We start from the raw sequence: 21,673 nt of genomic DNA on the forward strand, positions 1-21,673 counted from the left end.
TTCTTAAGGCGGGGTGTGGCATGACAAGGCGTAGTGTTGGGCCGAGTGTATGGGCAGAGCGAAGACCGAGAGCATCCCGGCGGACGTCTATATCCAGTTCGTGCGGGCATTGTTCGACAACGCCGGCATGGTGGCGATCGGCGGCGTATGCTACTGGATTGTCGGTTTCATGGTCTACCTGCGCACGCAGGATCTGCTTTATCTGGCCTTGGCTTTCGTTCTGCTATCGGCCAGCCTCTGGCGGTACTTCAGCATCCAAGGCTTCCACAGAGCGGGCGGCACCATAGCAAGTGTCGCAGAGGCAGAAGCGATAGAGCGCAACTACATTATCAAAGGCAGCGCCCAGGGCCTCGCATTGGGGTCATTCTGCTTCGTGTCGATCTACCTGCGTCCTGACCAGTTTGGTGAACTGGCGTCCGTGTCGTTGTCGTTGACGACCCTGGTAACGGTTGTCGGGCGAAGCTACGGGTCCATGCGCATGGTCCAGATTTTCTCCTTGACCCTCGTCGGGCCGGCGGCTCTTGCGCTCATCCTGCGCATGGATATGGCTTCTGTCGTCCTCGGCTTAATGATCATCCCGCTGACGTTCGTCACGATCAGCAGCGCTGACCATGTCCGCAACGTGCTCTTCTCCGCGGTCATTGGCCACAAGCAGGCGAGGAACCTGACGCGCCGGTTCGACCGCGCGCTCAACACCATGTCGCACGGCCTGGTTATGCTAGGCCCGGACGGGCGCGTCGCGGTGGCCAATGCCGAGGCTGCCCATCTGATGTCGCTGAAATCGTCCGAGGCGCTGCTCGGGCGCTCGATTCACAGCCTGCTGATGCGCGGCGTTGCCGGCGGCATGCTGGCGCCAAAGGACTGCCGCTACATCGAGGCGCAGCTGACGCGCGCCTTGCGCGAAGGCCGCGACCGCAAGGTGCTGGTTTCGCTTGCCAATGGCCAGCACTATGAATTTTCCGCGCGCGAAGGCAGTCAGGAATTGGGCGTCATCACCTTCGAGGACGTGACGGCCCGCGTCGAGGCGGAGGAAAAGATCCGCTTCATGGCGCGCTACGACAATTTGACGGGGCTGCCGAACCGCGCCTATTTCAACGAACTGGTCGGCGAAGCCATGGCGTCCGGCGACCGCGACCGGCTCTGCGGCCTCGCCGTGCTCGACCTCGACGATTTCAAGAGCGTCAACGACACACTCGGCCATCCGGTCGGCGATGGGCTGATCTATGCCTTGGCCGAGCGGCTGGCTGCGGTCGCCGGGCCAGGCATCAATGTCAGCCGTTTCGGCGGCGACGAGTTCATGGTCTTCTTCGACCGCATCGAGGACGAGAGCCATCTCAACGATTTGCTCGACGAGATCTTCGTCAACCTGCAGGGGGAGGTGGATGTCGCCGGTCACAGCCTACGCATCCAGGCCAGCGGCGGCGCCGTGTTGTCCAGGGTCGAAGACACCGATGTCGACGCCATGATCGTCAAGGCCGACCTTGCCCTCTACAAGGCCAAGGAACTCGGCAAGAACAGCTGGCGGCTGTTCGAGGCATCAATGGATGCTGCGTTCCGCAGTCGTCAGCTGATGAAGGCCGACCTGCGCAATGCCGTGCAGGCCAGGGAGTTGCGCGTCGTCTACCAGCCGATCGTGGCCATCAGCACCATGCGCATCGCCAGTTGCGAGGCGCTCTGCCGCTGGGACCATCCCGATCTCGGCCCGATCTCGCCCAGCGTCTTCATCCCGCTCGCCGAGGAGATGGGCATCATTGCCGACATCAGTACTTTCGTGTTGCAGGCGGCCTGCGCCGAATGCGCCAAATGGCCGACGCAGACCAGCGTATCGGTCAACCTTTCGGCCAAGGATTTCCGCAACCGCGATGTCGTGCAGAAGGTTCGTGACGCGCTGGCGGCGTCAGGCCTTGCGCCGCACAGGCTCGAAATCGAGGTCACCGAGACCGCCTTGCTCGACGACAAATCGCTGACGCGCGAGCTGATCGAAGAGATGAAGACGCTTGGCGTCCGCATTGCGCTCGACGATTTCGGCACCGGCTATTCCAGCCTCAGCTATTTGCACAAGCTGCCGCTCGACAAGATCAAGATCGATCGCTCCTTCCTGATCGATTTGAACCAGAACCGGCAGTCGCTCGATCTTCTGAAGGGCATCGTCGGCCTGTCCCGGACGCTGGGTCTTTCTGTCACCATCGAAGGGGTCGAAACCTTCGAGCAGCTGAAGACGCTGGTCCATCTGGTCAAGCCGGACTTCGTGCAGGGCTTCCTCTTCGGCGCCGCGCTCAGCGCGTCGGGCATCGAGACGATGTCGAGTGTCACGTGGCCGTTTGCAGCGGATCTGTATATCGCCGGCAAACGGACAGCCAGCTGAACGCTATTGCGTTCAAAAAACAGATCGAATGTTCACCCAATGAAAGGATGACAGCTCGGGCGCTGTCTAAATCCGCCACGTCCTGGTGCGCGCAGACCTGATTTCAGAATCACCGCGGTGATCGCCGCCAGTTCGGATCAGACAACCCGGCTGCACGATCCTGCATTTTTACATGAGATCGCCGAACGATTCACGGCCGTTAAGGTTAACAACCGGTAAACCAGCGATATCGAATTTTCAGCTTGTGTCTCATTTCAACTCGAATAGCTTATTTATAAGCGGAATTCGAGGACAGACTATGGTTGTTGCTAGAAAGAGCGCGTCGGTCGACGCCAGCGCTAGAATCGACTCGGCGCTCAACCGATCCATGATGCAACTGCTGGATCATGTCGAATATCGTCTCATCACCGGGGGTGAAGATCAGGAGGCGATATACCGGCTCCGCTACAATTCCTATCGGCGCTCAGGTATGTGTGGTCCGATCGCGAGCGGTATGTTCGAGGATCGCTGGGATAATCTGCCCAACGCCTACCGGTTCGGTGTCTATTGCTATGGCCAATTGGTCAGCACACTGCGTTTCCATTATATTACCAGCGAGTGCCCGTTCTCGCCCTCCGTCGATGCCTATCCGGAAATATTGAGGGAGCGGCTTGCGCGCGGAGAAACCTTCATCGATGGAACCCGGTTCGCAGCCGATCCTGCCAGCGCACCGTCGCCCGGAGTGATACCTTTCCTGACACTCAGGATTGCCATGGTCGCCTCCTGTTATTTTGGCCAGGACTCGGTGCTGACGCCGGTCAAGATGGAGCATTCCGCTTTTTACGTTCGTTACTTTCAGGCCGTGCAGAGGACAGAGGCTAAAGTATTTCCGGGCGTTCTTCCCCCGCTCGCACTGTTCGAAATCCCGGCCGGCGAAAACATGCGCCTGACGCTCAAACGATTGCCGTTCTTCAGATCGACGCCGATGGAGCAGCGGATGATGTTCGGCAATCCGGCCATCAACCGGCTGACGCCCCTCACCATTCTGCCGACGGCGAAATATTACCGCGCCGCTGCCTGAAGACAGGCCATGAACCTTTCGCCGGCGGCGGCGTTGTCAGAGCAATTCCAGGAAAAGTGTGAGCGGTTTTCCGTCCGGAATTGCGTCGATACAAGCTCCGCAGCCCGGTCTGCCCAGGCGATCGCGCCTGTCATAAGAAAGGATCCCGCATGACCATCCACTCGCTCGCGCTGACGCCGCTGATCTCGCTGATCGCCGGCGTGCTGATCCTTGTGATGCCTCGGCTCCTCAATTACATCGTCGCGCTTTACCTGATCGTTGTCGGCCTGCTCGGCCTTTTCCCTCATCTCGCCGGCTGAAATCCCGCGCCGGCCGCGTCGACATCGCGCAGCATTCGATTTCAACTTTCGTTTGAGGCTGTTGTCGCGGACTGTGCGGCAATAGCGCCATTGCTCTTGGTTCGGCTTTTCGCTATGTGCCTCGAAGGCATTTTCGAAGGGGTACTTCCATGGCTGATCACACGCCGACCGGTCCTGTCGAGCTGGGCGCGCAGATGGACTATGCCGAGCACGACCGTACCTACAAAGGCTTCCTCGGTCTTGCCAAATACGGCTCGCTGTTCTGTGCCGCCGTCCTTATTGCAATGGCCTTCGGTTTCTTCGTCGGCGGCTTCTTCTCGGCGACCATCCTGTTTATCCTGATCATGGCCGTCGGCACTCTCATTCTGCGGTAGACTTCCCAAGCCCATTGCCCTCGACGTCGCCGGACGTCCGGCCGACGCCTTGCGCAGTCAAGGTTCCAGCCGAAAGGATCATCCGGTGGGACAAATCGTATTCATCCCTCGAGAGATTGACCCGAACGAGCCGCGCGTCGCGGCCTCGCCGGAGACGGTCAAGCGCCTGGCGGGTCTCGGCTTCGACGTGATCGTCGAGAAGGGTGCCGGCCTCGGCTCACGCATTCCCGACCAGGATTTCACTGCTGCCGGCGGCGCGATCGGAACGGCGGCCGACGCCAAAAAGGCCGATGTGGTGCTGAAAGTGCGCCGGCCGACGGATGGCGAGCTCAAGGGCTACAAGCCGGGCGCCGCCGTCATCGCCATCATGGATCCTTACGGCAACGATGCCGCTGTCGCCGCGATGGCCAAGGCCGGCATCACCGCCTTTTCGATGGAATTCATGCCGCGCATCACCCGCGCCCAGTCGATGGATGTGCTTTCCTCGCAGGCCAATCTCGCCGGCTACCAGGCGGTGATCGACGCGGCCGCCGAATATGACCGCGCGCTGCCGATGATGATGACGGCGGCAGGCACAGTGCCGGCGGCGAAAGCTTTCGTCATGGGCGTCGGCGTCGCCGGCCTACAGGCCATCGCCACCGCGCGGCGGCTAGGCGCCATCGTCACCGCTACAGACGTGCGTCCGGCGGTGAAGGAGCAGGTGCAATCGCTCGGCGCCAAATTCCTGGCGGTCGAGGACGAGGAGTTCAAGGCGGCCGAGACGGCCGGCGGCTACGCCAAGGAAATGTCGAAGGAATACCAGGCCAAGCAGGCGGCGCTGACTGCCGAGCACATCGCCAAGCAGGACATCGTCATCACCACCGCGCTGATCCCTGGCCGTCCGGCGCCGAAGCTCATCTCGGCTGCCATGGTCGCCTCGATGAAGCCGGGCTCGGTGATCGTCGACTTGGCGGTGGAGCGCGGCGGCAATGTCGAGGGCGCCGTGCCCGGCAAGGTCGTGACGACGGAAAACGGCGTCAAGATCGTCGGCCATCTCAACGTGCCCGGTCGTGTTGCTGCTTCCGCCTCGCTGCTCTACGCCAAGAACCTCTACGCCTTCCTCGAGACGATGGTCGACAAGACCGCGAAGACGCTCGCCATCAAGCGCGACGACGAGTTGGTCAAGGCCACCATGCTGACTGACGCTGGCCAAGTCGTGCACCCGAATTTCGCCAAGGCGGCGCAAGAGCCGCGCGTCGAACCGGCCGCCGTTCCTGCCAAGACCATGGTCGCCGACGCCTCCAATCCTGCTCCGAAGAAGACAGCGGCAAGGAATCCTGCCGCTGCCAAGTCGCCCTCGTCTAAGTCTGAAGGGACCGCGTGATGGAACAGCTGCAGAAAGCCCTCGACCAGCTCGATCAGGCGACCGCCGCCGTCCGTCTTGCGGTGCAGGATCTCGCCAACGCGCCCGCCGGCGAGGCTGCCGGCAACGCCGCGCATGCGCTTTCGGGCGGCGCCATCGATCCCTTCGTCTTCCGTTTCGCCATCTTCGTGCTGGCGATCTTCGTCGGCTATTATGTCGTCTGGTCGGTGACGCCGGCGTTGCACACGCCGCTGATGGCCGTCACCAACGCCATCTCCTCGGTCATCGTCGTCGGCGCGCTGCTCGCCGTCGGCATCGCCGCTTCGGGCCTGGCCGCGGGCTTCGGCTTCGTCGCGCTGGTGCTGGTCTCGGTCAACATCTTCGGCGGCTTTCTCGTCACCCAGCGCATGCTCGCCATGTACAAGAAGAAGGAAAAGTGACGTGAACGCCAACTTCGCTTCCTTCCTCTATCTTGTCTCCGGCATCCTGTTCATCCTGGCGCTGCGCGGCCTGTCGCACCCGACCACCAGCCGCCAGGGCAATCTTTACGGCATGATCGGCATGGGCATCGCCATCGCCACAACGCTGGCGCTGGCGCTGCCTTCGGCCGGCCGCTTCGGCCTGATCGTGCTCGGTCTCGCCATCGGCGGCGGCATCGGTGCCGTCACCGCGCGCCGCATCGCCATGACCTCGATGCCGCAGCTGGTCGCCGCCTTCCACAGCCTCGTCGGCTTCGCCGCCGTGATGGTGGCGGCTGCCGCCATCTACGCGCCCGAAAGTTTCGGCATCGGCACGGCAGGCGACATCCACGCCCAGGCGCTGGTCGAAATGAGCCTGGGCGTCGCCATTGGCGCCATCACCTTCACCGGCTCGGTCATCGCCTTCCTGAAGCTCGACGGACGCATGTCCGGCAAGCCGATCATGATCGGCGGCCGTCACCTCATCAACATCGCGCTCGGTATCGCCCTGGTGGTGCTGATCGTGCTGCTCGTGACCACCGAATCCAAGCTCGTCTTCTGGCTGATCGTCGCCGCCTCGCTGGTGCTCGGCGTGCTCTTGATCATCCCGATCGGCGGCGCCGATATGCCGGTCGTGGTGTCGATGCTGAACTCCTATTCCGGCTGGGCGGCGGCGGCTCTCGGCTTCACCCTCGGCAACCTGGCGCTGATCATCACCGGCGCGCTGGTCGGCTCGTCGGGCGCGATCCTGTCCTACATCATGTGCAAGGGCATGAACCGGAGCTTCATCTCGGTCATCCTCGGCGGCTTTGGCGGCGAGACCGCTGCCGTGGCCAGCGACGGCATCGAGCGCACCGTCAAGCAGGGCTCGGCCGACGACGCGGCTTACCTGATGATGAACGCGCAGAAGGTCATCATCGTGCCGGGCTACGGCATGGCGGTCGCCCAGGCGCAGCATGCGCTGCGCGAAATGGCCGACAAGCTCAAGGCCAACGGCGTCGAGGTCAAATACGCCATCCACCCGGTCGCCGGCCGCATGCCCGGCCACATGAACGTGCTGCTCGCCGAGGCCAACGTGCCTTATGACGAAGTGTTCGAGCTCGAGGACATCAACTCGGAATTCGCGCAGGCCGACGTCGCCTATGTCATCGGCGCCAACGACGTCACCAACCCGTCCGCGCGCGACGACAAGTCCTCGCCCATCTACGGCATGCCGATCCTCGACGTCGACAAGGCCCGCACCTGCCTGTTCGTCAAGCGCTCGCTCGGTTCCGGCTATGCCGGCATCGACAACACGCTGTTCTACAAGGACGGCACCATGATGCTCTTGGGCGACGCCAAGAAGATGACCGAGGAAATCGTCAAGGCGTTTGATCACTGATCGGCGTATCCGTAGCCACGGACGTGCCGGTGGAATGCAGGCACGCAATCATTGCGGCCCATCCGCATCTGGCTGGCGCAACATTCGCGATCGCCGGCCGTGGCTGGCACAGCCTCGCCGTCGAGGTCGACGGCCGCCTTATCTTCAAGTTCCCGCAAGGGGAAGTGGCCGAGGCCGCGCTGCTGCGGGAGGCGCGGCTGCTCGGAGCCGTGCGGCCGTTCGTGATGACACCGGTGCCGGATATGACGATCCATTCCGGCCCGCCGCTGTTTTCCATGCATGGCAAACTGTCTGGACGGACGCTGGAGCCAGCCGACTACGCGAAGCTGGGCGATACGGCGCGGGCGCGGCTCGCGGAGGATCTCGCCCTGTTCTTCGCCGAGCTTCATGCCATTGATTCTTCCGTCATGCGGGCGGCGGGCGCCGAGCCGGTCGGCTGGTGGGACATGCAGGAGGACACGCTCGCACCAATCTGGCCGCTCCTGCCGCCGGAGCTGCGCCGAGACGCCGAAGCGGCAATCAAGGAATATCATGAACTCGGCCCCGACCCACTCGGCGAGGTCTATGGCTTCTTCGACGCGCATGGCTGGAACATGGCCTTCGACCATGACCGGATGCGGCTCACCGGCATTTTCGACTTCGCCGATTCCGGCTTCGGCCCGCCGCATCGCGAATTCGTGCAGGTGTCGCTCATCGATCCCGATCTCGCCCTGCGCAGCATACGCGCCTACGAGGCGCGCACCGGCAACCTGCTCGATCCGCGACGGGTGTTCCTTCTCGCCGCCTCCATGCGGCTCTCCGAGCTGGCGGGCGCTGTGGAGACGGGCGAGAACGTGCCGATGATCCTGGATTTCGCGGTCGACTGGCTGCGGCAGCAAGCGATCCGGTAGTTCTGTGGCTCGCCGAGGCCAACGTACCCTGTGACGCGACGTTTGAGCTGGACGACGTCATCTCTGAATTCGCGCGGGCTGACGTCGCTATGTCGTCGACGTCACCACCCCGTCCGCCGGCGACGACAAAGTCCTGCAGCAGGCGTCAAAAAGGAAAGGCCCGGCATCTGCCGGGCCTTTCCTTTGAATGCGTAAGGTACGCTCAAATATCCAGATTGGCCACCGACAGCGCATTGTCCTGGATGAACTCGCGGCGAGGCTCCACCTCGTCGCCCATCAGCCGCGAGAACAGCGAGTCGGCGTCGGTCGCGTCGTTGACCTTGACCTGCAGCAGCGAGCGCACATTCGGGTCCAGCGTGGTTTCCCAAAGCTGCTCGGCATTCATTTCGCCGAGACCCTTGTAGCGCTGCATGGTGAGGCCCTTGCGGCCTGAAGCGAACACTGCGTTGAGCAGCGCCAGCGGCCCCGAGAGGAGTTCCGAGGTCTCTTTCCGACGCAAGGCAGGCTGCTCGCCATAGACTTCCGCCAGGCGCGCTGCGTAGCGGTCGAGCTGGCGCGCATCGGCCGAATTGATCAACCCGGCGTCGAGCTGGACCACATCCTTCACGCCGCGCACGGTGCGCTCGAACACATAGCCGCCCGAACCGTCATTGGAGGTCGACAGCCTGCCGGTCCAGCCGCGCTCGGTCTCCTCGGCGATCATGTCGAGCCGCTTCGCGACGCGCTCGGCCATGGTGTTGGCGCGGCCGAGATCGGCAAGCACGTCGGGATTGAGCGCGCCGGCGATCGCCGCCTGCTCGACGACGCTGCGGTTATAGCGCGTGTGCAGCCCATTGATCAGCTGGCGCACCGAAAGCGCATCGTCGACCGAGGCGCGCAGGTCCTGTCCTGTCCGTACCTCGCCGGAGGCCAGCACCAGCGAGGCCTCATCCAGTCCGGACCCGATCAGATATTCCTCATAGGCGCTTTCGTCCTTGAGATATTGCGAGCTCTTGCCCCGCGTCACTTTGTAGAGCGGCGGCTGGGCGATGTAGAGATGGCCGCGCTCGATCAGCTCCGGCATCTGCCGGAAGAAGAAGGTGAGCAACAGCGTGCGGATGTGGGCGCCGTCGACGTCGGCGTCCGTCATCAGAATGATCTTGTGGTAGCGCAGCTTGTCGGCATTGAACTCGTCCTTGCCAATCGAGGTGCCGAGCGCGGTGATCAGCGTGCCGATCATGTCCGAAGAGAGCATGCGGTCGAAGCGCGCCCGTTCGACATTGAGGATCTTGCCGCGCAGCGGCAGGATCGCCTGGTTCTGGCGCGAGCGCCCGCCCTTGGCCGAGCCGCCGGCCGAGTCACCCTCGACGATGAAGATTTCCGACTTCGCCGGATCGCGCTCCTGGCAGTCGGCGAGCTTGCCGGGCAGCGAGGTGACGCCGAGCGAGCTCTTGCGGGTGATGTCGCGCGCCTTGCGCGCGGCCTCGCGCGCGGCCGCCGCCTGGATCACCTTCTCGACCACCACCTTGCCTTCGCTCGGATGCTCTTCCAGCCAGGTGCCCAGCGCCTCGTTGACCAGGCTTTCCACCACCGGGCGGACCTCGGACGAGACCAGCTTGTCCTTGGTCTGCGAGGAGAATTTCGGGTCCGGCACCTTGACCGATAGAACGGCGGTCAGGCCTTCGCGGCAGTCGTCGCCGGTCAGCGAGACCTTTTCCTTCCTGGTCTGGCCGGACGATTCGCCATAGCCGGTGATCTGCCTGGTCAGCGCCGCGCGGAAGCCCGCCAGATGCGTGCCGCCGTCGCGCTGCGGGATGTTGTTGGTGAAAGCCAGCACGTTCTCGTGGTAGCTGTCGTTCCACCACATCGCGACTTCCACGGTGATGCCGTCGCGCTCGGCGCGGATGGCGATCGGCGTTTCGATCAGCGGCTTCTTCACCCGGTCGAGATATTTGACGAACTCTTCCAGGCCGCCGTCATAATGCAGCTCGTGGCGCACCAGGTCGGCATGACGCGCGTCGGTCAGCACGATCCGCACGCCGGAATTGAGGAAGGCGAGCTCGCGCAGCCGGTGCTCTAGCGTGCCATAGTCGAATTCGACCATGGTGAAGGTCTCGGCCGACGGGAAGAAGGTGATCTCGCTGCCGCTGCGGCCCTCATAGGTGCCGGGCTGTTTGTTCTGCTCATATGTGCCCGTCACCTTCAACGGCGCGTCGGCATTGCCATGCGTGAAGCTCATCTCGAAGATTTCGCCGTTGCGGCGGATCTTGAGCTTGAGCCATGCGGAAAGCGCGTTGACCACCGAGACTCCGACGCCGTGCAGACCGCCGGAAACCTTGTAGGAGTTCTGGTCGAATTTGCCGCCGGCATGCAGCTGCGTCATGATCACTTCGGCCGCCGAAACACCCTCTGAGGAGTGGATGTCGGTCGGAATGCCGCGGCCATTGTCGATCACGGTGACGGAACCATCGGGGTTGAGCGTCACCGAGACGAGGTCGGCGTGGCCCGCCAGCGCCTCGTCGATGGCGTTGTCCACCACCTCATAGACCATGTGATGCAGGCCCGAGCCGTCATCGGTGTCACCGATATACATGCCCGGACGCTTGCGCACGGCATCCAACCCTTTCAAAACCTTGATGGAATCGGCGCCGTACTCGGCTTCCACGCCAATGGCGCTTTCGGTCTGGTCGCTCATGAATACCTGTCTGATTGATGTCGATGGTCCGGCACGGGAAAGTCACCCCGAATCGCGCCGTTTTGATGTCCTAGATATAGGCGCAAACGGCTGGTTTTCCAAGGTTTGCGGCCATTTTGCCGGCTTGGCGAGAAGCCTTTCATTCACCCCAGCCGACGGACCGGCAAGCTGGCTGAACGCGAGCCACATTTGGTGACGGTCGCGGACCTGCTCGGCCACATGGACGCCCGCCTCGTCGGACACTACATTCGGCTGTCAGCGGAGCATGCTTCATGGACACCAAGCCCGCCCCTTTCGTGCCGCCGGCGCCGACGCCGCGCACAACGCCGCCTTCGACGCTGGAGATGATGCGCATCGTCTACCGCAATCCGCTCGAGCTGTGGGGCGAGCATACCTATAACGAGCCCTGGATCTCGGTGACCGGCATCGGCGGCCCTCTGGTCATCGCCAACGATCCCGGCCTCATCCGCCATGTGCTGATCGATAACGCCAAGAATTACAAGATGGCGACTGTGCGCCAGCTGATCCTGCGCCCGATCCTGCGCGACGGGCTGCTGACCGCCGAAGGCGAGGTGTGGAGGCGCTCGCGCAAGGCGATGGCGCCGGTGTTCACACCGCGCCACATCTTCGGCTTCGCCGGGCCGATGCTGAAGCGCACGCTGGATTTCGTCACCCGCTACGAGGCCGGCGGCATGACCGATGTCGCGCATGACATGACGATGCTCACCTACGACATCCTCGCCGAAACGCTGTTTTCCGGCGAGATCGCCGGCGAGCCCGGCAGCTTCGCCAAGGAGATCGACCGCCTGTTCGAGACCATGGGCCGTGTCGACCCGCTTGACCTTCTGCGCGCGCCGGAATGGCTGCCGCGGCTAACCCGCATCCGCGGCCGCAAGACCATGGCCTATTTCCGCAATATCGTGGCCAACACAGTGAAGATGCGCGAGGAGCGGCTGAAGCGCGATCCCGACGGCGTGCCGCAGGATTTTCTCACGCTTCTGCTGCGCGCCGAGGGGCCGGACGGGCTGACCCGCGCCGAAGTCGAGGACAACATCATCACCTTCATCGGCGCCGGCCATGAGACGACCGCGCGGGCGCTGGGCTGGACGATCTATTGCCTCGCCGGGGCGCCCTGGGAACGCGACAAGGTCGAGCAGGAGATCGACGCCGTGCTGGCGCGCGAACCCGATCCGACCAGGTGGCTGGATGCCATGCCGCTCACCCGCGCCGCTTTCGAGGAGGCGCTCAGGCTCTATCCGCCGGCGCCCTCGATCAACCGCGAGCCGATCGAGCCGGAGACCTGGAAAGGCCTCTATATCCCGAAATACGCCGCCGTGCTGGTGATGCCCTGGGTGGTGCACCGCCACCGCAAGCTGTGGGACAGGCCGGACGCCTTCCTGCCGGAGCGTTTCCATCCCGAAAACCGCGACAGGATCGACCGGTTCCAGTACCTGCCCTTCGGCGCCGGGCCGCGCGTCTGCATCGGTGCAAGCTTCGCCATGCAGGAAGCGATCATCGCTCTGGCGATCCTGTTGTCGCGCTTCCGCTTCGACGCGACATCGCAGACCCGACCTTGGCCGGTGCAGAAACTCACCACGCAGCCGCAGGGCGGCCTGCCGATGCAGGTCTCCCGCCGGGCTTGAAGCGGCTGGTTACCGATCGGCGATCGGCCGGCGCTGCTGGAACTGGCCGGCGGCGCGGAAGCGCCAGAGATAGCTGGGCAGGATGGTGGCGATCGCCTGCGGCTGGATGCCGAGGCCGGCAAGCGTTCTGGCGGCCTTGGCGGCTTCGTCCGAGACGACATTGTGCTCGCGCAGTTGCAGCACCTGGTCCTTGGTCAGGAGCGGATTGGGTAACAGCTGCAGGATCGACGCCTGGATGTTCGCCACCCACCACGGTACCGGCACCAGCAACCGCCGGCGGTCGATGACCGCGAGCAGCTCTTCCATGCATTCCTTGAAGGTCAGCACCTGCGGGCCGCCGAGCTCGTAGATCTGGCCGCCCTTGACCTTGCCGTCGACCGAGCGCGCGATCGCTTCTGCGACGTCTCCGACATAAACCGGCTGCAGCTTATTCTGCCCGCCGCCGATCAGCGGCAGGACGGGCGACAGGCGCGCCATGCCGGCGAAGCGGTTGAAGAAGCGGTCCTCCGGTCCGAAATTGATCGACGGGCGGAATATGACGGCATCCTGAATCGTCTCGAACACTGCCCTTTCGCCCAGCGCCTTGGTGCGGGCGTAGTTGGACGGCGAATTGAGATCGGCGCCGAGCGCCGAGATCTGGGTGAGGCCGGCGCCGACCGAGCGTGCGGCCTCGGCGACGGCGCGCGCGCCGAACTCGTGCACGGCGCCAAATTTCTGGCGGCCGGTCTCATGCAGGATGGCGACCAGGTTGACGACATGGTCGGCGCCTTGCACGGCGCGGTCGACCGACCAGCGCACGCGCACATTGGCCTGCACGGGCTGAATCTGGCCGACATTGCCGAGCGGCTGCACATGGCCGGCAAGGTCGGGCCGCCGGCAGGCGACCCGGATGCGGTAGCCGCGCTTGGCCAGCGCTCGCACGACGTGGCGACCGACGAAGCCCGAGCCGCCGAAGACGACGACGAGCTTGGGGGTCTGCAGGATTTCGGTCATGACTGGCTCCGCGCGCAAATGCTTGGCTGAAGCCGTTTCTTAATCCGTTTCTCGCCAAAGGCAAAGAGCGACCGGAAGTCGCCGTCGGCTTGTTTTTGAACTTGCCCGGAATGCCTGCCCCGCCGCATTTGGGAGAACAGAAAACCCCGCCGAAGCGGGGTTTTCCGGGCAGTGTCCACACCGAAGCAGAGTCCAACGAGACGGCCTGACCTGAGACGGCATCAAGGTGGCGTGAAGCAAGCACGCCCGCCCTGAACGCCCGGCGTGACGCCGCCAGCCGCGAGCCGGACGAAGCCAATCGGGCGGCTCGCGGCGTGGGGTGCCGGATATGGGTCGTGTCACGTCGAAAAAAAGTTCAATCGCGGAGGGAAAAATCAGGCCGAATAACGCTCGGCGAATTCCGAAATGCGCTGCACCACTGCCCTGGACGTGGTGATGCCGCGCGCCTTTGCCTTCTCGGCGGCGTCAGCGCGCGAGCGGCCGGGGATATGCACGCCATAGCGCCGCCGCAACCGCTCGAGCTGGTCCTTCATGCGCCGCTCGAAATTCGGGTCGAGCAGCTTTGGCTCGATGGCCAGAACGAAAAGGCCGGTGCCGGGGCTCTCCGCCCCATCGGTGAACCAGGGCGCGTCGAGCGACCAGTTGGCGCCGGAAATGCCCGCGGCCAGCACCTCGACCATTAAAGCGATGTTGGCGCCGCGCTGGCCGCCAAAGGCAAGCATGGCGCCCTTCATCGCCGCCGCCGGATCGGTGGTCGGGTTGCCGCTGGCATCCAGCGCCCAGCCTTCGGGGATCTTCTTGCCGTCCTCGGCCGCCTTGCGGATGTTGACGAAGGCGGTCGCGCTCGACGACTGGTCGATGATCAGCGGCGGCCCGTCGGCGGCGGGCGACGCAAAGGACATCGGATTGGTGCAATAGACCGGCTTGACCGAGCCCGAGCCGGCAAGCACCGCCGGCCCGTTGGTGGCAGCGAAGGACACCAGCCCCTGTTCCGCCAGCCGACCGGTGAAATAGCCGAGCGCCCCGCATGTATAGGCGTTCTTCTGCGAGAAGATCGAGACCCCGAACAGTTTTGCCGCCTTGACCAGGTCGTCGATTGTGCGGTCGAAGCCGATATGGGCAAGTCCGCCGCGCGCATCCGAAAGATAGACGGCGAGCGCCGGCCGCGTGATCGCCGGATCGGCGTTGCCGTCGATGCGGCCGGCTTCGAGCGCTTCCAGATAGTCGATGAAATGCGACAGCCCCACCGTCGACAGGCCTTCGGCCTCCGCGGCGATGATCGAGGCTGTCAGCGACTGCGCCGCCTCCTCATTGGCGCCGGCGCCAAGCGCCGCCATCCGGCATAGGCCTGTTGCCTGGGCGAGGGTGAGTTGCATCAGTGTTGCCCTGCAGCGAGTAGCGAATAGGGAATAGCGAGTAGCGAGTAGCGAGTAGGGGGAAATAAAGAAACTACTCGCTATTCGCTACTCTCTATTCGCTATCCGATCTTGACCGGAATCCGTGCCTCGATCCGGCTGAAGACGAAGACCAGGATACCGGTGATCGTCATATAGATCAGCGCCAGCAGCAGCAAAGGCTCGTAGGTCAGGTAGGTGTCCTGGCGCACCTTGGAGGAGACGGCGAAGATATCGATGACGCTGATTGTCGCCACCAGCGGTGTCGATTTTAGCTGCAGCACCGTCTCGCCGGTCAGCGTCGGCAGCGCCCGGTAGAAGGCTTGCGGCAGCCAGATGCGCCGGAAGATTTTCCAGCGGCTCATGCCGAACGCACGGGCGGCCTCCAACTGTCCGCGCGGCACGCCGGCGAATGCGCCGCGCATCACTTCACCCTCGTAGCCGGCGAAGGAGAAGGTCAGCGCCACCACGCCATACGGCCAGGCCTGCCTGAGATACGGCCAGAGCCACGATTCGCGGATCCATGGATATTGCGGAAAGATCGAGCCGAGGCCGTAATAGAGCAGCCAGAGCTGCAGGAGTAGCGGCGTTCCCCGGATGATGGTGCAGAAGGCCTTTGCCGGTGCCGAGAACCAGATCGGTCCACCTGCCTGAGCGAGCCCGAGCGGCACGGCCAGCGCAAAGCCCAGCGCGCAGGTCACGGCGAGGATCCAAAGCGTCCGCCAGATGCCCATCAGGCCCATTTCCCAATATTGCGGCAGCCAATCCCAGCGCATGAAGACGGCGGCGCAGAGAACCAGCGCCAGCCCGATCAGGATCAGCACGATGCGGTGCGGCTTGAGCCAGATCGAGGCGCGCGCCGCCATGTGGATCGCGGAGGCTTCGGCGGACATCAGCGCGCCTCCCTGACGGAGGGCATGCCGCGCCGCGACCAGACCTCGACGCGGCCGATGATCAGGTTGGAGAACAGCGAGAGCGCGAGATAGAGCGCGCCGGCCGCAAGGTAGAAAAGAAGGTAGGCCTTGGTCACGCCGGCCGCCTGGCGCGTTGCGAGGGTGAGTTCGAAGAAGCCGACGACGGCAAGCAGCGCGGTGTCCTTGGTGGCGATGAGCCACAGATTCGCCAGGCCGGGGATGGCGAAGGGCAGCATGGCCGGCACAGTGATGCGTCGCAGCATCAGGCCCGGCGACATGCCGTAGGCGCGGGCGGCCTCGATCTGGCCTTGCGGGATGGCGAGGATGGCGCCGCGGATGACTTCGGTCGAATAGGCGCCCTGGACGAAACCCAGCACGAAAATACCGGCCGCGAGCCCGCTGATGTCGACACGGCTGTAGCCGATCGCCGTCAGCACCTGGTTGATGAGGTCGGTGCCGGCGTAATAAAGCAGCAGGATCAGCACCAGTTCCGGCACGGCGCGCACGACAGTCGTGTAGACCGCGAGCAGATCGCGCGTCACCGGGCCGCCATAGAGCTTGCCGAACGCGCCGGCGGTGCCGATCATGAGGCCGAGGCACGTCGCGCCTATAGCGATCTCGATCGAATGCAGCAGGCCGACCAGCAGCGTGCCGCCCCAGCCGGGCGCCACGGGCGACAGGAGTTCGATGATGCCGGCCGCGGAGGCCGGAAGAAAGGCGTCGATCAGCTTCGTCCCCGGATTGCTGGCGAGCCGCCGATGGTCAGGTCAGCGGCGGGCACGCGTGGCAAGATCGGGCATGGCGCGGACGCCATGCCCTCACTCATTTCGAGAGGGCTCAGTTCGACTGCGTGGCGCCGCCATAGATGTCGAAGTCGAAATATTTCTTCGAGATCTCGTCATACTTGCCGTTGGCGCGGATCGCCTTGATGCCGGCGTTGAACTTTTCCTTGAGCGCGGTGTCTTCCTTGCGGATACCGGCGCCGACACCCGGGCCAAGCACTTCATCGTCGGGCGCCACCATGCCCTTCAGGTCGCAGCAGGCCTTGCCCTGGTCCGACTTCAGGAATTCGCCGAGCGCGATCGAGTCGGCCTGCACCGCGTCGATGCGGCCAGCGGCCAGATCCTGGTTGGCTTCATCCTGGGTCTGGTATTCCTTGATTTCCTGCGCGCCGGTGAAATGCTTCTTCGCGTACACGGCATGCACGGTCGAGACCTGGACGCCGATCACCTTGCCCTTGAGATCGTCCGGCGTGGCGCCGAACTTCTGGTCCTTCGGCCCGATGATCGCGGTCGGGGTGTTGTAGTACTTGTCCGAGAAGTCGATCGTCTTCTTGCGCTCGTCGGTGATCGACATGGAAGAGACGATGGCGTCGATCTTCTTGGTCGTCAGCGCCGGGATGATGCCGTCCCAGGCCACCGGTGTGATCACGCAGTCAAGTTTCTCTTCGGCGCAGACGGCGTTGACGAAGTCGATCTCCCAGCCCACCCATTTGCCGCTGGCGTCGGGCGAGGTGAAGGGCGGGTAGGGTTCGGCGGCGACGCCGATCTTGACCTGCTCGGCCTTGGCCACTCCGCCCATCGCCGCGACGCCGAGAAGCAGCGCGGCGGCAAATGTCTTGAGAACAGTCTTCATGTCAGGACTCCCAGTTTGTTGTTGTTCCCGGTTTTTCGCTCCGCTTGATGCCGGCACCTAGCCGACATTGCGAAGGAATTGCTTGAGCCTTTCGGATTTGGGCGCGCCGAACAGCTGTTCCGGCGGACCTTCTTCCTCGACCAACCCGTTGTAGAGATAGACGACATGCGTCGCGACCTCGCGGGCGAACTTCATTTCATGCGTCACCAGCACCATGGTGCGCCCCTCGCGCGCCAGGTCGCCGATGACTTTCAGCACTTCGCCGACCAGCTCGGGATCGAGCGCGGAAGTCGGTTCGTCGAACAGCATGACGCGCGGATTGATCGCCAGCGCGCGGGCGATCGCGGCCCGCTGCTGCTGGCCGCCGGACAGGAAAGCCGGATAGACGTCGCGCTTCTCCGCCAGCCCGACGCGGGCGAGCAGCTTCTCGGCCTGGGCGATCGCTTCGCCGCGCTTGACGCCAAGCACATGCACCGGGACCTCGATGACGTTCTCGATCAGCGTCATGTGGCTCCACAGGTTGAAATTCTGGAAAACCATGCCGAGCCGGGAGCGGATGCGCTCGATCTGCCTGCGGTCGGCCGGAACGGTGTGGCCGTGGCTGTCGGCCTTGAGCTTGATCTCCTCGCCATTGACCCGGATGATGCCGCTTGTGGGGTTCTCCAGGCAGTTGATGCAGCGTAAGAGCGTCGACTTGCCGGAACCGGAGCCGCCGATGATGGCGACCACCTCGCCGTCGCGCGCCGACAGCGAAACCCCCTTCAGCACGTGCAGCTGGCCGAACTTCTTGTGCAGGTTTTCGACATGGATGGCTTCGGCGGCGCCGTTCTGCGCCTCACCGGATTGGACTGCGGCAGCTGCTGCAGCGCTCACCGGGTGACCTCTATCTGGCCGACGGCAGGTCGTCGAACGTCTATCCGGCTAATCAACATACGCTGCACTGACCCGCTCCAGGCTTCAGCATGGACCCGACAGCGCGAGCCCGTCAATCCCGCTCATTACGGCACTTGCGGCCTTGTTGCGCAAGTGTATAAATAGCCTTTCATGAAATTTTCACGATTTTTTTCATCTTAAAAGGGCATCGATGAGCGCTTTCGGGTCACAGTCCATGGCGGCGCCGCTGCGGCGCGTGCTGATGCGGTCGGCGTCCAACGCCATGCGCGACGCCGACAGGGCGGCCTGGCACTATGGCCCGGGATTCAACCCGGCGAAAGCAGCCGTGCAGCATGCGGCCCTTGCCGACATGGTGGCGGCTTCCGGCGCCGAGATCGAATGGATCGACGACACGGCCGACGGCCTTTCGGATTCGGTGTTCACGCATGACCCGTCGCTGATGACCGACCGCGGCGCGCTGATCCTGTCCATGGGCAAGCCATTGCGCGCCCGGGAGCCCTCGCTGCATGAGGAAACCTATAAGAGACTGGGCATTCCGGTCCTCGGTCGTGTCGAGGCGCCTGGTCAGGTCGAAGGCGGCGACTGCGTATGGGTGGATGCCCGCACGCTGGCGATCGGGCGCGGTGTGCGCTCCAACCAGGAAGGCATCCAGCAGGTTTCCAACCTGCTGACGCCGCTGGGCATTTCCGTCTACGGCTTCGATTTGCCGCTGTGGCAGGGCGAAGAGGCGTGCCTGCACCTGATGTCGGTGATCAGCCCGCTGGCCGACGACCTGGCCCTGGTCCATTCGCCGCTTCTGCCGGCCGCGTTCTATCAGATGCTGAAGGCGCGCGGCATCCGGCTGGTCGAAGGCGACGCCGAAGAGTTCGCCGCTTCCAACGGCCTCAGCCTGAACGTGCTGCCGACCAGCCCGCACAAGGTCATCGCCGTTGCTGGTTTTCCCAAGACCAAGGCCGCGATGGAAGCCGCCGGCTGCACGGTCGAGACATTCGAGGCGGATGCGCTCTGCATCGCCTGTGAAGGCGGGCCGACATGCCTGACGCGGCCGATCCTGCGCCAATGAATGCGCGCCGCAAGTTCCGCCGCGAGGGCGAGGAGCGGCGGCGGCAGGATCTGATCGATGCGACGCTGGACAGCGTGGCGGAATATGGACTTCAGGGCGCCACCTTGCGCACCATCGCCTTGCGCGCCGGCGTCACCGCCGGGCTGATCCGGCACTATTTTCCCGGCAAGGAAGAATTGCTGCAGGAAGCCTATACGGCGCTGGTCGGCCGCATGACCGAGCAGGCGAAGGCGGCATTGGTCATGGAAGACGCCTCGCCTCGCCAACGCCTCGCGGCTTTCGTCACCGCCAACCTCAACGCGCCGATCGTCGACCGGCGGGTGTTTTCGCTCTGGGCAACCTTCCTTGGCCGCGCCAATGCGGATCCGGCGCTCGCCCGTGCCCATCGCGAAGGCTATCTCGGCTTTCGCGACGAGGTGGAAGCGGTCGTTGCCGAGGTGCTCGCCGCCGAGCGGCGCAAGCCGGACGCAGGCGAGCTGCGTCGCCATGCCATCGCGATCAACGCGATCATCGACGGGCTCTGGATCGAAGCCTGCCTGGCAGCAGAGATGTTCTCGCCTGGCGAATTGGCGGCGATTGGCGTCAAAGCCATAGAGGCCGAGCTCGGCTTGGCGCCGGAAAAGGGAGGAAACCAATGACCACCATCGGCGAGGCGCTGATCAAATTGCTCGAGGCGCATGGCGTCGACACCGTCTTCGGCATTCCGGGCGTGCATACGGTCGAGCTCTATCGCGGCCTGGCGGGCTCGAAGATCCGCCATGTAACGCCGCGCCACGAGCAGGGCGCCGGCTTCATGGCCGATGGTTATGCGCGCGCCGGCGGCCGTCCCGGCGTCGCCTTCGTCATCACCGGGCCGGGCCTCACCAACACCATCACCGCCATGGGCCAGGCGCGCGCCGATTCGGTGCCGATGCTGGTCATCTCAGGCGTCAACGCCACCGACACGCTGGGAAAAGGGCTGGGCTTCCTGCATGAGCTGCCCGACCAGCGCGGCATGATGGAGAAGGTGGCGCTGTTTTCCGAGCGCATCACCGAGGCCGGGCAGTTGCCTGGCGCGCTCGCCCGCGCCTTCGCCGTTTTCTCCTCCTCACGCCCGGGGCCGGTCCATATCGAGATCCCCACCGACGTCATGGTCAAGCCCGCCGATGGTGTTGCGGCCATCCTTAGCAATGCCGCGCCGCCCGCTCCGGAGTTGGCGGCGATCGCCGAGGCGGCACGGCTTTGCAGGGCCGCACGCCGTCCGCTGATCCTTTCAGGCGGCGGCGCCAAGAAGGCCGATGCGGCGCTGCGGCGTCTGGCCGAGATGCTCGGCGCCCCCGTGGTCGAGACCGCCAATGCGCGTGGCCTGCTGCATGGTCATCCGATGTGCGTGCCGGCGAGCCCCAGCCTCAAGGCAGTGCGTGCGTTGATGGCGGGCGCCGATCTGGTGATTGCCGCCGGCACCGAATTCGGCCCGACCGACTATGACGGCTATGGCGACGGCGGCTTCGTGCTGCCGCCGAGCCTGATCCGCATCGATATCGGCGCCGACCAGATTGCGCGCCGGCCGGTGACGGTTGGCATCCACGCGGATTGCGCGGAAGCGATCGAGGCGCTGCTTGCAGCGATCGGATCTGGCCATGCCGCGGCAAGCGATGGCGAGGCTCGTGCGGCCGCCGCGCGGAAGGCAGCGCAAGCCGAGCTGAAGCCCGAATATCTGGCGCAGGTGCGCGCCGTGGAGGCGATCCGGGACGCGCTGCCGGGCGCCATCATCGTCGGCGATTCGACCCAGCCGATCTATGCCGCCAACCTCTATTACGACCACGACCGTCCCGGCGGCTGGTTCAACGCCGCGACCGGCTTCGGCGCGTTGGGCTACGGTCCGCCGGCGGCGATCGGCGCGGCACTTGCCGTGCCCGAGGCGCCGGTGGTGTGCCTCACCGGCGATGGCGGCTTCCAGTTCACCTTGCCGGAGATCGGCGCCGCGTTCGATGCCGGGACGCCGGTGATCTTCGTCGTCTGGAACAATCGCGGCTATCGCGAGATCGAAACCTCGATGCTCGATGTCGGCGTCGAGCCGGTCGGCGTCTCGCCGGCACCGCCGGATTTCTGCAAGCTCGCCGGGGCCTACGGCATCGAGGCCGAGCGCTTGGCCGGGGTCGGCGGTTTGGTGGAGGCGCTGAAGCGCGCGCGGGCGGCGGCCAAGCCGCGCGTCATCGAAATCACCGTCGACTGAAAGATCGGTGCATCTGCCGGTTGACCCCTTTCGGCGCCGGCAAATCGATGCCGCCCGCCAAGGTCCGACGCATGCAAAG

Annotated in this window: 19 protein-coding genes; 12 read left to right on the forward strand and 7 right to left on the reverse strand. The window is 64.4% G+C overall.

Features of this window, described 5'->3' with window-relative positions; translation table 11 throughout:
• Positions 1 to 49 precede the first annotated feature (49 nt).
• From LB515_RS09520 to LB515_RS09555, 8 genes are all read left to right on the forward strand, one after another.
• Positions 50 to 2,365 (forward strand): putative bifunctional diguanylate cyclase/phosphodiesterase, encoded by a 2,316-nt coding sequence (locus LB515_RS09520; RefSeq protein ID WP_095769378.1) that lies wholly within the window; start codon positions 50 to 52, stop codon positions 2,363 to 2,365.
• Between the two features lie 367 nt (positions 2,366 to 2,732).
• Entirely contained in the window at positions 2,733 to 3,425 is a 693-nt protein-coding gene (locus LB515_RS09525; RefSeq protein WP_224545347.1) for an N-acyl amino acid synthase FeeM domain-containing protein, read from the forward strand.
• A 149-nt stretch (positions 3,426 to 3,574) separates the two neighbouring features.
• Entirely contained in the window at positions 3,575 to 3,724 is a 150-nt protein-coding gene (locus LB515_RS09530; protein ID WP_023729728.1) for a DUF3096 domain-containing protein, read from the forward strand.
• Between the two features lie 149 nt (positions 3,725 to 3,873).
• Positions 3,874 to 4,098, forward strand: coding sequence for an aa3-type cytochrome c oxidase subunit IV (locus tag LB515_RS09535; RefSeq protein WP_095769375.1), 225 nt, complete (start codon positions 3,874 to 3,876; stop codon positions 4,096 to 4,098).
• A gap of 85 nt (positions 4,099 to 4,183) precedes the next feature.
• Positions 4,184 to 5,461 (forward strand): Re/Si-specific NAD(P)(+) transhydrogenase subunit alpha, encoded by a 1,278-nt coding sequence (locus LB515_RS09540; RefSeq protein WP_224707544.1) that lies wholly within the window; start codon positions 4,184 to 4,186, stop codon positions 5,459 to 5,461.
• The gene (locus LB515_RS09545) at positions 5,461 to 5,880 is read left to right on the forward strand and encodes an NAD(P) transhydrogenase subunit alpha (protein ID WP_140545871.1); all 420 of its coding nucleotides are present in this window, start codon (positions 5,461 to 5,463) and stop codon (positions 5,878 to 5,880) included. Before LB515_RS09540 ends, LB515_RS09545 begins: the two co-directional genes overlap by 1 nt.
• A 1-nt stretch (position 5,881) precedes the next feature.
• The gene (locus tag LB515_RS09550; protein ID WP_224545349.1) at positions 5,882 to 7,279 is read left to right on the forward strand and encodes an NAD(P)(+) transhydrogenase (Re/Si-specific) subunit beta; all 1,398 of its coding nucleotides are present in this window, start codon (positions 5,882 to 5,884) and stop codon (positions 7,277 to 7,279) included.
• 29 nt (positions 7,280 to 7,308) lie between these two features.
• Positions 7,309 to 8,169, forward strand: coding sequence for a phosphotransferase family protein (locus LB515_RS09555; protein WP_224707545.1), 861 nt, complete (start codon positions 7,309 to 7,311; stop codon positions 8,167 to 8,169).
• A gap of 202 nt (positions 8,170 to 8,371) precedes the next feature.
• On the opposite strand, the gene gyrB is transcribed toward LB515_RS09555, so the two are convergent.
• Complete coding sequence (gene gyrB, locus LB515_RS09560) at positions 8,372 to 10,843, reverse strand: DNA topoisomerase (ATP-hydrolyzing) subunit B (protein ID WP_224707546.1); 2,472 nt, start codon at positions 10,841 to 10,843, stop codon at positions 8,372 to 8,374.
• A gap of 272 nt (positions 10,844 to 11,115) precedes the next feature.
• Here gyrB and LB515_RS09565 point away from each other — a divergent pair, with 272 nt between their 5' ends.
• On the forward strand, positions 11,116 to 12,486 hold the full coding sequence (locus LB515_RS09565; protein ID WP_224707547.1) for a cytochrome P450: 1,371 nt from the start codon (positions 11,116 to 11,118) through the stop codon (positions 12,484 to 12,486).
• Positions 12,487 to 12,495: 9 nt separating this feature from the next.
• Here LB515_RS09565 and LB515_RS09570 read toward each other — a convergent pair whose 3' ends face one another.
• The 6 genes from LB515_RS09570 to LB515_RS09595 all read right to left on the reverse strand — a co-directional run bounded on the left by LB515_RS09570 (position 12,496) and on the right by LB515_RS09595 (position 18,295).
• The gene (locus LB515_RS09570; RefSeq protein WP_140844809.1) at positions 12,496 to 13,479 is read right to left on the reverse strand and encodes a complex I NDUFA9 subunit family protein; all 984 of its coding nucleotides are present in this window, start codon (positions 13,477 to 13,479) and stop codon (positions 12,496 to 12,498) included.
• Between the two features lie 374 nt (positions 13,480 to 13,853).
• On the reverse strand, positions 13,854 to 14,855 hold the full coding sequence (locus LB515_RS09575) for an Ldh family oxidoreductase (RefSeq protein WP_224629001.1): 1,002 nt from the start codon (positions 14,853 to 14,855) through the stop codon (positions 13,854 to 13,856).
• A 101-nt stretch (positions 14,856 to 14,956) separates the two neighbouring features.
• The gene (locus LB515_RS09580) at positions 14,957 to 15,766 is read right to left on the reverse strand and encodes an ABC transporter permease (RefSeq protein WP_224707548.1); all 810 of its coding nucleotides are present in this window, start codon (positions 15,764 to 15,766) and stop codon (positions 14,957 to 14,959) included.
• Positions 15,766 to 16,479 (reverse strand): ABC transporter permease, encoded by a 714-nt coding sequence (locus tag LB515_RS09585; RefSeq protein ID WP_411962520.1) that lies wholly within the window; start codon positions 16,477 to 16,479, stop codon positions 15,766 to 15,768. Before LB515_RS09585 ends, LB515_RS09580 begins: the two co-directional genes overlap by 1 nt.
• Before the next feature lie 145 nt (positions 16,480 to 16,624).
• Entirely contained in the window at positions 16,625 to 17,422 is a 798-nt protein-coding gene (locus tag LB515_RS09590) for a transporter substrate-binding domain-containing protein (protein WP_095769365.1), read from the reverse strand.
• A gap of 57 nt (positions 17,423 to 17,479) precedes the next feature.
• A complete protein-coding gene (locus LB515_RS09595) occupies positions 17,480 to 18,295 on the reverse strand; it encodes an ABC transporter ATP-binding protein (RefSeq protein ID WP_318011852.1) in 816 nt (271 codons plus the stop codon).
• Positions 18,296 to 18,506: 211 nt separating this feature from the next.
• On the opposite strand from LB515_RS09595, the gene LB515_RS09600 reads away from it, so the two are divergent.
• From LB515_RS09600 to LB515_RS09610, 3 genes are read left to right on the forward strand one after another with little or no spacing between them, the layout of a single operon-like run.
• The gene (locus LB515_RS09600; protein ID WP_224707549.1) at positions 18,507 to 19,379 is read left to right on the forward strand and encodes a dimethylarginine dimethylaminohydrolase family protein; all 873 of its coding nucleotides are present in this window, start codon (positions 18,507 to 18,509) and stop codon (positions 19,377 to 19,379) included.
• Positions 19,349 to 20,017, forward strand: coding sequence for a TetR family transcriptional regulator C-terminal domain-containing protein (locus LB515_RS09605; protein ID WP_224707550.1), 669 nt, complete (start codon positions 19,349 to 19,351; stop codon positions 20,015 to 20,017). Before LB515_RS09600 ends, LB515_RS09605 begins: the two co-directional genes overlap by 31 nt.
• Complete coding sequence (locus LB515_RS09610) at positions 20,014 to 21,594, forward strand: 5-guanidino-2-oxopentanoate decarboxylase (protein ID WP_224707551.1); 1,581 nt, start codon at positions 20,014 to 20,016, stop codon at positions 21,592 to 21,594. The genes LB515_RS09605 and LB515_RS09610 overlap by 4 nt, the downstream gene beginning before the upstream one ends.
• The last annotated feature ends 79 nt before the right edge of the window (positions 21,595 to 21,673 follow it).

The sequence above is a fragment of the Mesorhizobium sp. CA15 genome (assembly GCF_020165215.1).
Classification (GTDB): domain Bacteria; phylum Pseudomonadota; class Alphaproteobacteria; order Rhizobiales; family Rhizobiaceae; genus Mesorhizobium.